The sequence below is a fragment of the Thermophilibacter mediterraneus genome (assembly GCF_900119385.1).
Taxonomy (GTDB): domain Bacteria; phylum Actinomycetota; class Coriobacteriia; order Coriobacteriales; family Atopobiaceae; genus Thermophilibacter; species Thermophilibacter mediterraneus.
This window is the reverse complement of sequence record NZ_FPKO01000009.1, coordinates 1260702-1272789: the sequence shown is the minus strand read 5'-3', so window position 1 is coordinate 1272789 and position 12088 is coordinate 1260702. Positions and strand designations below refer to the sequence as shown.

At 65.2% G+C, this 12088-nt stretch carries 15 protein-coding genes; 2 read left to right on the top strand and 13 right to left on the bottom strand.

Annotated features, from left to right (window positions below; translation table 11 throughout):
- Nucleotides 1–123 precede the first annotated feature (123 nt).
- The 4 genes from BQ7106_RS10540 to BQ7106_RS10525 all read right to left on the bottom strand — a co-directional run bounded on the left by BQ7106_RS10540 (nucleotide 124) and on the right by BQ7106_RS10525 (nucleotide 3145).
- Nucleotides 124–522, bottom strand: a complete 399-nt coding sequence (locus tag BQ7106_RS10540) for a DUF3592 domain-containing protein (protein WP_083527031.1) — start codon at nucleotides 520–522, stop codon at nucleotides 124–126.
- A 180-nt stretch (nucleotides 523–702) separates the two neighbouring features.
- Nucleotides 703–1491: an ADP-ribosylglycohydrolase family protein gene (locus BQ7106_RS10535; RefSeq protein WP_072375315.1), complete on the bottom strand. Its 789-nt coding sequence runs from the start codon at nucleotides 1489–1491 to the stop codon at nucleotides 703–705.
- Entirely contained in the window at nucleotides 1475–2230 is a 756-nt protein-coding gene (locus BQ7106_RS10530; protein WP_072375311.1) for an MBL fold metallo-hydrolase, read from the bottom strand. Before BQ7106_RS10530 ends, BQ7106_RS10535 begins: the two co-directional genes overlap by 17 nt.
- A 156-nt stretch (nucleotides 2231–2386) precedes the next feature.
- Entirely contained in the window at nucleotides 2387–3145 is a 759-nt protein-coding gene (locus BQ7106_RS10525) for a glucose 1-dehydrogenase (protein WP_072375308.1), read from the bottom strand.
- Between the two features lie 350 nt (nucleotides 3146–3495).
- Between BQ7106_RS10525 and BQ7106_RS10520 the strand changes: the two genes are divergently transcribed.
- Nucleotides 3496–4866, top strand: coding sequence for an ATP-binding protein (locus BQ7106_RS10520; protein WP_072375305.1), 1371 nt, complete (start codon nucleotides 3496–3498; stop codon nucleotides 4864–4866).
- A gap of 353 nt (nucleotides 4867–5219) precedes the next feature.
- Here the strand turns inward: BQ7106_RS10520 and BQ7106_RS10515 are convergent, their stop codons facing one another.
- The 8 genes from BQ7106_RS10515 to BQ7106_RS10480 all read right to left on the bottom strand — a co-directional run bounded on the left by BQ7106_RS10515 (nucleotide 5220) and on the right by BQ7106_RS10480 (nucleotide 10288).
- The gene (locus BQ7106_RS10515) at nucleotides 5220–5864 is read right to left on the bottom strand and encodes a vWA domain-containing protein (protein WP_072375302.1); all 645 of its coding nucleotides are present in this window, start codon (nucleotides 5862–5864) and stop codon (nucleotides 5220–5222) included.
- 106 nt (nucleotides 5865–5970) lie between these two features.
- Nucleotides 5971–6999, bottom strand: coding sequence for a macro domain-containing protein (locus tag BQ7106_RS10510; protein ID WP_072375299.1), 1029 nt, complete (start codon nucleotides 6997–6999; stop codon nucleotides 5971–5973).
- A gap of 252 nt (nucleotides 7000–7251) precedes the next feature.
- Entirely contained in the window at nucleotides 7252–7551 is a 300-nt protein-coding gene (locus BQ7106_RS10505; RefSeq protein ID WP_072375296.1) for a Txe/YoeB family addiction module toxin, read from the bottom strand.
- A 2-nt stretch (nucleotides 7552–7553) separates the two neighbouring features.
- The gene (locus BQ7106_RS10500; RefSeq protein WP_072375293.1) at nucleotides 7554–7805 is read right to left on the bottom strand and encodes a type II toxin-antitoxin system Phd/YefM family antitoxin; all 252 of its coding nucleotides are present in this window, start codon (nucleotides 7803–7805) and stop codon (nucleotides 7554–7556) included.
- A gap of 87 nt (nucleotides 7806–7892) precedes the next feature.
- Nucleotides 7893–8378, bottom strand: coding sequence for a type II toxin-antitoxin system VapC family toxin (locus tag BQ7106_RS10495; protein ID WP_072375290.1), 486 nt, complete (start codon nucleotides 8376–8378; stop codon nucleotides 7893–7895).
- A complete protein-coding gene (locus BQ7106_RS11210; protein WP_205407702.1) occupies nucleotides 8379–8756 on the bottom strand; it encodes a type II toxin-antitoxin system RelB/DinJ family antitoxin in 378 nt (125 codons plus the stop codon). It abuts the gene before it with no gap.
- Nucleotides 8757–8909: 153 nt separating this feature from the next.
- A complete protein-coding gene (locus BQ7106_RS10485) occupies nucleotides 8910–9944 on the bottom strand; it encodes a type II TA system antitoxin MqsA family protein (protein WP_159431295.1) in 1035 nt (344 codons plus the stop codon).
- A 2-nt stretch (nucleotides 9945–9946) separates the two neighbouring features.
- The gene (locus BQ7106_RS10480; RefSeq protein WP_072375281.1) at nucleotides 9947–10288 is read right to left on the bottom strand and encodes a hypothetical protein; all 342 of its coding nucleotides are present in this window, start codon (nucleotides 10286–10288) and stop codon (nucleotides 9947–9949) included.
- A 164-nt stretch (nucleotides 10289–10452) separates the two neighbouring features.
- Between BQ7106_RS10480 and BQ7106_RS10475 the strand changes: the two genes are divergently transcribed.
- Complete coding sequence (locus BQ7106_RS10475) at nucleotides 10453–11415, top strand: hypothetical protein (RefSeq protein ID WP_129583861.1); 963 nt, start codon at nucleotides 10453–10455, stop codon at nucleotides 11413–11415.
- Nucleotides 11416–11426: 11 nt separating this feature from the next.
- Here BQ7106_RS10475 and BQ7106_RS10470 read toward each other — a convergent pair whose 3' ends face one another.
- Nucleotides 11427–12047, bottom strand: a complete 621-nt coding sequence (locus tag BQ7106_RS10470; protein ID WP_205407701.1) for a DUF6998 domain-containing protein — start codon at nucleotides 12045–12047, stop codon at nucleotides 11427–11429.
- Between the last annotated feature and the right edge of the window lie 41 nt (nucleotides 12048–12088).

Below are 12088 nucleotides of genomic sequence, written 5' to 3'. Positions count from 1 at the left end.
GTTCGGCGAGTGTCTGGCTGGGCATGCGTCTTCTTTCCTGCGATGTGCAAAAGGGACAGGCACTTTTGCACGGTTGAGCTCGGGCCCAGCTATTGTAGCGAGAAGGGCGCGGGCGGCGCGACCCTATTCGCTCATCAGGCCGGTGTTGTCCGCAAGAATTGCCCGCGACGGGTCCTCGGGCAGGTACGCCACGCGGACCCGACTGCCCTCGCGCGAGGCGATCTTGCCGCGCTTGCGCTGGCCGATGGGGACGGGGCCGAGCCTGATGATCTCGCTCGAGAGCTTCACGGTCTCGTGGCACTCGTAGGAGACGCCGTCGACCTCGTAGCGAACGTAGACGACAGTCGGCCGGTCGACGCCGCCGGGGCGCACGCGAACGACGGTCCCGACCGTCTCGGCGGTGTAGGCGCGCTCCTTGCGCGCCCGGGCCCGCCTCGCGATCAGGAGGACGAGCGCCGTCGTGCCGCCCCCGAGAAGCGCGATCAGGGCAAAGACGAGAAGGATCATGGCGCCGTCAGACATGGGGGCTCCTTGTGGCTCTCGCGGTGGGTGCGCAGCGCGACCGAGGGCCTCACCTGGCCCCGGGCCGCGCGACCTCCCGTGAGCTTAGCACTGACGCGGCCCCGCGCTCTGGGTTCGATGCAGAGGCGCTGCCACGGGGCAGCCCTAAATGGGGCCGTCCCCTTTGATCCAGGTGGCACCCTAGAACAGGCAGCGCTCGATGATGTCTTTTCCCCGAAGCCCGGAGAGCCACTCGCTCGGAATCCCCTCGATCCCGTACGCGATGCCCGCGAGCGCGCCGGCCACGGCCGCCGTGGTGTCCGTGTCGTCCCCGAGGTTGACCGCGCGCAGCACGCACTCCTCGTATGACCCCGAGACCGCAAGGCACCAGAGCGCGGCGCAGTACGTGTCCCGCACGAAGCCCCCGGAGCGAACGTCCTTCTCGCTGGCGGCGAGAAGGACCTCGTGGTCCGGGACCGCCTCCGCCGGCGAGGCGCCGGCCGCGAGCGCGCGCATCACGTGCACCATGTCCACGCAGGCCTCGGTGGAGACGCGGTGCGCGTGCGTGATGGCCGAGACCGCGCGGACCTCGTCGTCCGTGGCGTCCGTGAAGGCGAGCGGCGCGATGCGCATGAGCGAGCCGTTGCCGTTGTCGCGCTCGCCCGCACGTCCCGCTCCGGCGGCGAGCGCGCGGGCCGTGGTGTTGCCGTAGTCAAAGACCACGCCGTCGATGGCATAGGCGCCGCCGTCGATCCACGCGCGGAACCGGGAGCGCATGTCACCCGTGTCAACGCGCCCGCACGCGCGGATGCTGTCGCAGGTGGCGAGCGTCATGCTCGTGTCGTCCGACCAGGTGCCCGCCGGCTGGTCGTGCGTGCCGTGGCCGACCATCCCCGTGCAGGTGAAGCTCCCGCGCGGGCGGAACTCGTACGGCACGCCGAGCGCGTCGCCCACGGCAAGACCATAGATCGTGTCACGAAGCGCTGGCACGTGCTCCTCCCTCCCCCGGGGCCGGCTGCAGCAGCTCGTGCAGGTACCCGAGGAACTCGTCCGGGCCCTCCGGCGGGCAGTGGCCGATGACGAAGGTCTCCGGTGCCGGGTCCAGGCCCCCAATCGTGGCGAGAAGTGCGCGCAGCCGCGTGGGGTCGAGGTGGCAGACGGACGGGTCGTCGCCGGAGTCGTAGTCCTCGCAGAAGCAGTCGCCCACGAAGAGGGTGCGCTCCTCGGGGATGTAGACGAGCGTCGAGTCGTCGGTGTGGGGCGCGTCCGTGGCGATCAGGCGAGCCGTCACGCCGCCGAGGTCGACCGCGAGCTCGCCCTCGAACTCGAGGTCGGCGGTCACGACGACGGGGTCCTCCCCGGGTGGGAACTCCTCGGCGAAGCCCTGGGCCGAGCAGATGTCCGCGCGGCGCGGGTCGGCCGGGTCCGAGAGGATCCCGCGCGCCTCGAGCAGGCGCTCGTTCGTCTCTTTCCGGGCGACCGTGAGACCGGCGACGACGCTCATGCCAAAGCTGTGGTCCCAGTGCCAGTGCGTGAGCGCGGTGAGGTCGGGCAGCGGGAGGCCCGCCGAGACGAGCTCGCGGTAGAAGCCCTCGACGTGGCGCGGCGAGTAGCCCGCGTCGACGGCGAGGGCGAGGCGGTCCCCGCGCACGAGCGCCAGCACGGGACGGTCAAGCTCCTCGACGTGCGGGAGATAGGATATACGCTCCGACAGGCGAACGAGCGACACGGCGCCCCCTTTCAGCCCCTCCCGGGGCGATCGAGAATCGAGATCCTGACCCTAGGATAACGTGGTGACCGGACACGTATTCCCTCTCGGCCACATGAGGCGGGGCCACCGGCACAGAGCCGACGGCCCCGCCGCCTGACACGCCGCCACCCAGACTCAGCCGGCCATCCAGCCGCCGTCCACGGGCAGGATGACGCCGTTGACGTAGCTCGCGGCGTCACTAGCCAGGAAGAGCGCCGCGGCAGCGATCTCCTCGGCGCTGCCCGGCGCGGGCGCGCAGTCCAGGACCGGCTTGATGCGACCGTAGCCCGCCGGGTTGGGGACGCCCATCGACGTGGCGATCTCCGTCACGATGCCGCCCGGCGCGATGCAGTTCGTGCGGATGCCGTCGGCCATGTACATGTAGGCGGTGTTCTTGGTGAGCGAGATGAGCGCGGCCTTGGAGGCGCAGTAGACGGCGCCGGCACAGCTGCGCATGCCGCCCACGGACGCCACGTTGACGATCGAGCCCTTGGTGCCGGACGCCTTGAAGGCGTTCACCGCGGCGCGCATGGCCGCGAGCGGGCCGTAGACGTTGACGGCCATGACCTGCTCGTACTTCTCGTCCGTGGCGTCGCCGACCGGGGACATGTCGTCCATGATGCCCGCGTTGTTGACGAGGACGTCAAAGCCGCCGAAGGTCTTCTGGGCAAAGTCGATCATGCCCTCGTTGACCTCGCGGGAGGAGACGTCGCCGGGATAGGCCGCGACCTCGCCCGGGGCGTCCGCCAGGCTCGCCACCAGCTCCTCGAGGCGCTCCTTGCGCCGCGCGACGGCGACCACCTTGGCGCCCTCGCGGGCGAAGAGCTCCACGATGGCGTGCCCCATGCCCGACGACGCTCCGGTGACCACCGCGACCTTGTTCTCGAGCTGCATGCTGCATCCCTTCTGCCGTTGCGCGCCGTGTGCGCGCTACCGCTGTTCACTTACCGCGTCGGCGGGGCCGGCGACAAGAACCTGGCGGCAGACGGGGACACGTCTTTCGGCAGGGGGCGTGGCGAGCGGGGCGCGAGATCTCGAGTCGGCAAATCCGACCCAAGGGGCAACTCAGCTCTGCTTTCATCGATGCGCGCCTCGATGAGCCCTAGGGACGTCTCACCGAAACTGATATTCAATGGTGAGTGACTGACAGATTCTGCAGGGAATTAGCCATCCCATACTAACGGATACTGTTGCTATAATTGCTAACTAACCTAACGGATTTTGCAATCTGTCGAGGTAACGATATGTATAGACGCAAGTGCTATGACAAGCTCCTCGCATGGAAGCGGGGGTCAAGAGGAAAGAGCGCCCTGCTCATCGAGGGCGCGCGACGCGTGGGCAAGACCACGCTCGTCCGCACATTCGCGCAAAACGAATATGCCGACTACCTCTATATCGACTTTTCTGCAGCGAGTCCCACAACGCTCGAGCTCTTCCGCAATTACCGCGAGGACGTTGACACGTTCCTTCGCATGCTGCAGCTGGAGTACGGAAAGCAGCTGAAGAGGCGTGACAGCGTCATCATCTTCGATGAGGTGCAGCGATTTCCCTTAGCCCGGGAGTGCGTCAAGCACCTCGTCGAGGACGGGCGCTTCGACTACATAGAGACCGGGTCTCTCGTCTCGCTGCGAAAGAACGTTGCCGACATCGTCATCCCCTCGGAGGAGGACCGAATCGAACTCAACCCCATGGATTTTGAAGAGTACCTGTGGGCATGCGGACTCGACATCTACGCTGACGAGATACGAAGAGCCCGCACGAGCCTGCAGCGGCTCCCCGACAGCGTGCACGCCAAAATCATGAGGCTGTTCAACGAGTACATGCTCGTGGGTGGGATGCCCCAATCGGTCGAGGCTTTCATAGACGACAAGGACTTCGGAGGATGCGACCGCATCAAGCGCCGTATCCTCAATCTCTACCTGGAGGACATTGCAAAGTTTGGAGGAAGTGACTCCCGGAGGGCTCGCGCCATTTTCCAAGCCATCCCGGGTCAGCTGTCCGCATCCTCAAAACGGTTCAAGTTCTCCACGCTCGGCAGGGGGGTTCGCTACGAAAGTAGCGAGGCGGCGCTGGACTGGCTTGCTGACGCGCACATCGCCAACATATGTCGCCTCTGCACCGACCCAAACGTGGGGCTCCGACTCAACGAGGAGGAGAGCTCGCTCAAGTGCTACATGGCAGACACCGGGCTTCTCGTGTCCCTTGCGTTCGCCGACGGACCGGAGTCACTCTCCGTTCACCGTGACCTCCAGTTTGGCAGAGTCTCGGTGAACAGGGGGATGCTCGCGGAAAACGTCGTCGCGCAGCAGCTCAAGACAAGCGGCCATTCACTCTTCTATCGCACGTGGTCTGAGCCCCCTCTGTCTGACGACAAGAAGCCCCGGCCGCGCGAGGTGGACTTCCTGATAACGCAACCCTACTCGGACGCCGGCAACAAGCTGCGCATCTGTCCGATTGAGGTCAAGTCGACAAAGAGCTACAGCACCGTGTCGCTGGACGACTTCAGGCCGCGCTACGGGATGCGCGTGGGGACCGAGTACGTCCTTCATCCCAAGCAGCTGCAAAAATCCGGTCACCGGCAGTATCTGCCGCTCTATATGGCGCACTGTCTTTAGGGGCAACCGCCCCTACCCCGCCCGCACGATGTCGCGGTAGATCAGCCGGTGCCGCTCGTCGAGCTGGGCGCTCGGCGTGGTAGTGGCCGAAGCTCCCGCACACGATGAGCGGGTCGTCTCGCGTGAGGCCCTTGCCCTCGGGCCACCTACGACCGGAGAGCTTGCCGATGTCGATGCTGTCGTGCACGTCTCCGGTTACCCAGACGGACATGTGACCCCCTCACCTGCGGTGCCGTCTCATTTTCGCATGGCGGCGGGACAGAGAAGAGGAGAGCGTGCCCACGTAGCGAGAAGAACCCGCAGGCAGCGGGTCCTTCTCGCCAGCGCTACCTGACGGCCTTGGCCTTGCACGGCTACCGCCTCCGCGCCCGCACGTCAGCGTCGAGCCCCGTGCGCCACGCGTCGCCCATCGCCGCACTGGGCGGGCACGCGCGCGCCTCGGCCACCGCGCACGCCACGGCGTCGTAGAGCACCTCGGTGCCGCGTCCGTCCGCCACGTAGTCTGCCGCGCGCTCGGGAGCGATGCCCAGGCTCGCCGCCTCCGCCGCGGAGTCGATGTTGGCCCCTATGAACAGGAACTCCCAGCCCCTCTGCCGGCGCTCCTCGATCATGCGCCTGACCTGCGGGTACGTGTAGCGACGGCTCGCGTTCTCCTGGCCGTCGGTGGTGATGACGAAGAGCACCCTGTCCGCCCCGTAGCCTGTGGGCTGCACGCTCTGGACCAGATCGACGTGCCTGATGGCGCCGCCCACGGCGTCGAGCAGCGCCGTGCACCCGTGGCACTCGTAGTCGCGCCTCGTGAGCCGCGACACCTCGCGGATGTCGATTCGGTCGTGCAGGACGCGCGAGCCGCTCGAGAAGAGCACCGTGGACACCACGGCCTCCCCCGGCTCATCACGGTTCTTCTCGATGAGGCTGTTGAAGCCGCCGACCGTGTCGGCCTCGAGCCCCGCCATCGATCCGCTCGCGTCCAGGATGAAGACGATCTCCGTGCGCATTGCTGCCTCCCTTGTCGCAGCCAACCTGACGACACCAAGGCTACGCGGGGGCGCCGGCGCACAGGTAAACCGCCGGGTGACATTTGCCGGGCGAGGGCGCCCTCCCCTACTGCGAGCCCAGCAGCGGCTGGTCAAAGGCGAAGAGCGCCTCGTTCACGGTCATGACGTCGTGGACGCCGCGCGCGAGGTAGAACTCGACGATCACGTCGAACTTGCTGCTGCGCGAGAGCGTGAGCCCTGCGTGGGCGAGAAGCTCCTGCGTCTGCGGCAGCGTGAGGCCGAGCGCGAGCGCCAGCGCCACCGCCGTGGGCTTGCTCGGCCGGTAGTCCGGCTTGGAGCGGATCTTGGAGAAGAGCTGGCGGCTGAGGTTTGCCCGGCGATAGACCTGGGCGTCGGTGAGCCCGCGCTCGTCGATCAGCGCGAGCAGGGCCTCCGAGAAGGACAGGTCGAGGTGCGCCAGGCGCTCGGCGAGCTCGTCGGGCGCCCCCAGGCTGCCGGGGGCCGGGACGGACGCGGCGAGGGGCGCCGCCGCAACGGGGCACGCCTCGGGAGCGCGGAGCTCCCGGAGCTCGGCGGAGCGGTCGCGCAGGTGCGGGCTGCCGTCCACGTACGCGTCGTCCACGCACTCGCGCAGCTCGCCCAGGAGGGCCACGCCCTGCGCCACCACGTCACGCGTGAAGACGACGAGCGTCACCTCGACGTCCGGGTGGTCGTCGAGAAACGCCGACGCCTCCGCACGGGCCACGTCGAGCGCCTCGCGCACGGGGTAGCCGAAGATGCCGGCGGATATGAGCGGAAACGCCACCGATGCCGCGCCCAGGTGCGCCACCTCTGCAAACACGCTGCGGTAGCAGCTCTGCAGGAGGCCCCTCTCGCCGTGCGTCCCGCCGCGCCAGACGGGACCCACCGCGTGGACCACCCAACGGCACGGCAGGTCAAAGCCCGGCGTGACCACCGCCGAGCCCGTGGGGCAGTGGCCGATCCCCGCGCACGCGGCGGCCATCTTGCTCGCACCCGCGGCGGCAAAGATCGCCCCGCAGACCCCTCCCCCGGCGGCGAGCCGCTCGTTGGCGGCGTTGACGAGCACGTCGGCGCGCACGCGCGCGATGTCGTTGCGAACGATGGAGAACGGCATGGTGACCTCCCGCCTCGATCCTTAAGGCGATGGTAGCAGGACGGGCGGACAGATCAGCGGCGAGAAGGACGGCGCTTTTCGTACAGAGCCCGTTTTACTCAGTTATTTTGACTCAACTTTTTTGAGTAATCCAAAGTGAGCAAAGCGGAGCAACGGTAGCCGCAGAGCCCGAGCGCCGTCACCCAGCCGCTCGCGGGACAAGCTTGGCGTGAGGCGCACAGCTACATAGAGCGAGAAGCCCGGACACGCACCCTACCCGCGCACGCCCTCGTAATGCGTCCACATGCGGACCACCTTGACGGTGCCCTCGTAGCTCGTGCCGTCAAGGTCGACCGGCGTCGCGTCGACGGAGTATACGAGGCGATGCCAGATGCTGATGCGACGCGAGCAGAGCCCGGCGAGGCTCCCGACGAGGCCCTCGTAGGCCAGCGGGGTCCCAAAGGGGTCGGCACGCACGACCTCGACGAGGCGCTTGGCCTTCCCTGCCAGCCCCGCCGCCTTGAGGTTCTTGGCGTCCTTCGCGGCCTGCTTGGTGAAGACAACCCGCCACATGGCTACCACTCCAGCGCGGACTCGTCCACACAGTCCTCGACGGGATCGTCGCGACCCTCTACGAGAGACTCGGCCATGCCGGGAATCCCCATGAGGTAGAGGGTCTCCTCGATGGCGGCCCACTCGTCCTCCCCGACGAGCACCGCACCCTTGCCCTTGGTGTTGGTGATGACGATGGGCGAGCAGTCCTCGTTGGCCCGCGCGATGATGTTGTAGATGTCCTTGCGGAGCGCGGTCGCGCTGATCGAGGTCATTGCGCCTCCTTGCGTACGTTGTTGCGTACGTCAAGTTTAACGTACGCAACAACGTACGTTAGATGGTGATTGCCTCTGTGTAGCCGACTACTCCCCCACCAATGCAAGGAAGTCATCGACCGAGAGCGCTGCCACGGGTGCATGGCGCAGGAGCGCCTCGTCGCTCGTCACGAGGACATCCGCCTTTGCACGCTGCGCGGCGGCGAGCACGAGGCAGTCCTCGAAGTCCTCGTGGACGCGCTGGTACTTCCGGGCGAGCCAGACGTCCGACGAGTCGGCGCCCACAGCCGTTGCGATCTCGTCCATGTTTGCAACGCATGCCGCCGCGTAGGCGGATGCCGCGTGCGCCTGCCCTTCAGAGAGCGTCTCCCCCGCCGCCCGCGCCTGGCGCTTGAGCGAGGCGCCCACGAGGTAGTACACATCCTTTGCCGTGCCGACCGCGTAGAGCAGCTCGATTCCCTTGCGCACGCAGACACTGAGCAGCTCGTTCGCCGCACGGGAGCGCGGTCGCGCGCCGTCAAACGCATCGAGCCAGACGTTGGTGTCGAGAAGAACGCGCGACGGCTGCGGCATCTACGCCTCCCCCTCCAGGCGCTCGTCGTACCAGTCCTCGCGAAGGCCGTCCCAGGACGGGAGCTCCGCTTCGGCCTCGCCGGGAATGCCGAGCTCGCAGGCCGTCTGCTCGTACAGGGACCGCAGGCCGGCGATCGCTGCCGCCTTCCGGGACGCCTCGTCGGAGAGCGCGGAGGCAGCGTCGGGCTCTATGACCTCACGTACGGCCTCCGCGTCGTCCTGGTGGTCCACCACGAATCTCCAGAGCCCGCGCACCGCCGCCGAGGGCGTATAGCCAAGATGCGCGAGCACGGCGTCGCCAGCTGCCTTGAGCTCGGCGTCTATGCGCGTGTTCATCTGCACCTGACGTGCTGCTGGCGCCGCGTTTGTCGCAGGCATGCCCATCACCTCGCTTGCTTGTATAGCAGTATAGCAAAAGTGAAGAGGTGGAACGCGGCAACCACGGGCAGGCGCAGAGATGTTGTTTGACCCCCTCAGCCCGCCCAGAACCCAGCACGGCAAACGCGAGAAAGCCGCCGTGACAACGGGAAGCTATCTCGCCATGCGACGTTCGATTGCGTCAGCAACCTGCCCTGCGTTTGCGACGTAATCGATAGGCCGACCACTCTCGGTGTCCTTCCACGCATCAAGGCCATGCGAGAAGGACGAGATGTCCGTTGCCCTCTCGAACGTATTAACGAAGGCCGCCACCTCGTCGACAAGCTGGATCTCGTCCTCGCTCAAAATGCCAGTCGGACGATGTCTGGACACAACCACCTCTCCCCACCCCTTCTGGGCAAGGTCAATGGCCTCGCAATCCTGAAGGAGCACAACGATTCGGTCCTTCCCGTCCATGACGGGGCCGTAGTCCGCGTGCGCATAGGAGAGCCCCGTCATCGACCGTGTGGTGCGCGCGTAGCACAGAAAGTCGGTGAAGAACATCGCCTTCTGCAGCTTGGTCTTGTACAGGTCGACGCAACGAGACGCCAGCTCGCATACGACTGCGGCAATGCGATCTATATCGAACGGGCGATAGCCGTTGAACCTGCCGGGAACTAGCATTGCCGGGGTGGGCCACTGACGCGCGGTAAAGGCGGAAGAGGCTCCGGAGACAGGGGTCTTGCTCTCGACGAACCGACGAACCGCGGCGACGGTCCTCTCACTCAGCTGGCCCTCCCTCACCGAGAGCAGGGCGACAGCCCCGGAAGCCGTTGCGGCAAGCATGAGCGTGGTGTTGTGCGAGTCATCGGGGATTGCGCCTGCCTCGTAGCGGGCCACGGTCTGCTCGCCGAACCCGAGGAATTTGCTGAACTCGCGCAGGGAGAGACCGTAGCTGTTCCGAAGGCTTCTGACCTCGTCCGGAGCCATGAGTCCATGGGCGGAGCAGTAGGCGGAGTAAGCGCGGCGCAGGTTCTCGCCCTCAATGCGGGAGTCTCCGATTGCCCCGCCACAGCACGGGCAGACCGCAACCTCGGCATCATAGGAGGTCGGCTCGCCCTTGACGGACAACGTCTCAACCCTATGCTCGAGAATCGCGACTACCTCGCAGTCGCACTCTGGGCAGTAGGTGTTAATGGTCTTCTCCACGCTCATTTCCTCGTCTCCCGTCGGTCAACAAACAACTTTACCGACAAGCACTTGCATCGCTCGGCGTCAGTCCGGCCGGACAGCTTCAGGTACAGCGTCTCGCTCCCATACGCAGGCGAAAACTCCGCGACGGTCCACTTGTCCCTAAAGCGCGGGTCTCGATCTTGCTCGGGGCCGTCGAACATGTCCTTCGGCTCAAGCGAAAGAATCACTCGCCTGAGGTCATCCATCGTCATGCCACGCTCGGCCATGAACGTCACGTTCTGCTCGCGAGGCACGAGAACGAAGCCGTTCTTCTCGACGAACTTCTTGACTTGGTGCAGAAACAGCGCCCTTGCGTCCATCACCCTCCCGTGCCGAGAGTGTAATTATATGATTACATTGTACGCCATGGCAAGAAGTCTGCAGCGCTCACGCCATCATCTCCCCTCATCGAACGCCCTCCTAGGCGCGGGTCAGGATCCCCAGAAGCAACGGGACGATTGCCGGCATTCAGGTCCACGATAGAATGACTTTCAGACACACAGACACACTCTTTGTGGGCATTCCCTGCAAGACGCCGAGCAGAGTCGAGGCAGGCCCGCTCACTAACTTCATTCGCGGTCATCTCGAACACTCCCTCAGCCCTAGTCAACTGAGGGAGCTGGAGAGGGCGGCAAAGGTCCCCTATGACGCACCAGTCAACGAAGGCTATACGACAACCCGAGTCGAGGGACTCTGCCCCGGTATGCACCGTCTGTACTCGTTGGGGCACGACCCGCTCCTGGGGCTCGTGGTGGGAGTTTCCGACATCCTCACGGGACGGATGACCACCATCGACAAGAATGGGAAAATCGCCGTTCAGGTAATCGAGCGCTACGCACACCTCCAGAAGACGGACGTCGTGCAGGCGCTTGTCACGCAGCTCATGCACTTCTTCTCGGACGTCACGACACCCGCAGGCCTGCCCGCGCCCGGTATGGCCCTGTTCAACCTCATGCAGTTTGGGAGCATTGGGAATGAAAAGGCAACCATAGCCGAGATTGTCCAAGGCATGTACTGGCAGGGATACGATTTCGTCCAGTTCTGCTCCCAGTCGATTCCCGTTGCCGTATGCGAAATCCTGGTACGCTTCGCCTATGCCTTCCGCAAGGTCAAGGGAGGGACCCCCGTTAAGGACGCCATCCCGCTCTCGACCAATCGCGAGAAGAACCCCAAGCTCGGAACCATGCTCTTCACAGCCCACAGCATCGCGACCGCCGCGAATGCGGGCATAGTCGCATTCACCAAGACTCCCATGGCAGTCAGCTATCCCCAATGGATAGCCTTTGCCAAGTATTCCTACCAACAGCTCAGGTGGGTATTCATAGAAAAGCCCGCGGCACGGGATCGATATGTGAGGACCGCGATAGATGAACAGCTGCGAGACGTTTATGGTGACATCGATGAGCTGTTCGAGGAGGTGGCAGCAGCTTCGATTGTGCTTGGATAGCGGCGGCCCGCCTACGCGACCGGCCGTATCCTCTCCTCTGGCGAGACGTCCTCGTTGAGCCGCCTCAGCCTCGCGAGCGAGACCTGGTACTGCCCCGTCTTCGGCCTCTTCCGACCGGAGACGAGATGCCACACCGGCCTCCCGGGGCCGTTGTAGACCTCTGTCAGCTGACCCTTGTCGTCGATGCTGAACACCAAGAGGTAGTCGGGCTCGCTGCTGATTGCGACGGCACGCCGCTGGGTCGCCTTGATCTGCACGAGCCGCCCATCCGGAGCCACTCCATCGTGTGTCTCGTAGCTCGCCGTGAACAGACTAATTCCGTAGCGCTCGGCGGCGAACACCTCACCGATGCTCCCGACGAGGTGGCCGTCAGGCGTGAAGTGCCTGCCGGGGTACATCGCCTCGAGCCTGCCTGTGAGCGTATAGAGCTCTTTGATGATATCCTCAAGTTCCTGCGACCTGTCCATTGTCGAGCTCACTCCTCCCTCGCGATTCGAAAAGACAAACCGGTACTCAGAGGCATCGATCCCGGATTCAAGATCGGCGTTCGCGTAGTTCTTCTCATCAGGAACGGCGTCCTTCAGACCAAAGTTTGATCTGATATCAAGTAGAGCGTTGCCGAGGTTCGTCATTCCCGTGTGGCATCGTCCGAGAATACTTTACGGACGATGCC

Coding starts and splice junctions, on each gene's coding strand:
- BQ7106_RS10540 (WP_083527031.1), bottom strand. CDS start 522: ATGTCTGACGGCGCCATGATCCTTCTCGTCTTTGCCCTGATCGCGCTT.
- BQ7106_RS10525 (WP_072375308.1), bottom strand. CDS start 3,145: ATGCAGCTCGAGAACAAGGTCGCGGTGGTCACCGGAGCGTCGTCGGGC.
- BQ7106_RS10520 (WP_072375305.1), top strand. CDS start 3,496: ATGTATAGACGCAAGTGCTATGACAAGCTCCTCGCATGGAAGCGGGGG.
- BQ7106_RS10515 (WP_072375302.1), bottom strand. CDS start 5,864: ATGCGCACGGAGATCGTCTTCATCCTGGACGCGAGCGGATCGATGGCG.
- BQ7106_RS10510 (WP_072375299.1), bottom strand. CDS start 6,999: ATGCCGTTCTCCATCGTTCGCAACGACATCGCGCGCGTGCGCGCCGAC.
- BQ7106_RS10505 (WP_072375296.1), bottom strand. CDS start 7,551: ATGTGGCGGGTTGTCTTCACCAAGCAGGCCGCGAAGGACGCCAAGAAC.
- BQ7106_RS10500 (WP_072375293.1), bottom strand. CDS start 7,805: ATGACCTCGATCAGCGCGACCGCGCTCCGCAAGGACATCTACAACATC.
- BQ7106_RS10495 (WP_072375290.1), bottom strand. CDS start 8,378: ATGCCGCAGCCGTCGCGCGTTCTTCTCGACACCAACGTCTGGCTCGAT.
- BQ7106_RS11210 (WP_205407702.1), bottom strand. CDS start 8,756: ATGCCTGCGACAAACGCGGCGCCAGCAGCACGTCAGGTGCAGATGAAC.
- BQ7106_RS10480 (WP_072375281.1), bottom strand. CDS start 10,288: ATGGACGCAAGGGCGCTGTTTCTGCACCAAGTCAAGAAGTTCGTCGAG.
- BQ7106_RS10475 (WP_129583861.1), top strand. CDS start 10,453: ATGACTTTCAGACACACAGACACACTCTTTGTGGGCATTCCCTGCAAG.
- BQ7106_RS10470 (WP_205407701.1), bottom strand. CDS start 12,047: ATGACGAACCTCGGCAACGCTCTACTTGATATCAGATCAAACTTTGGT.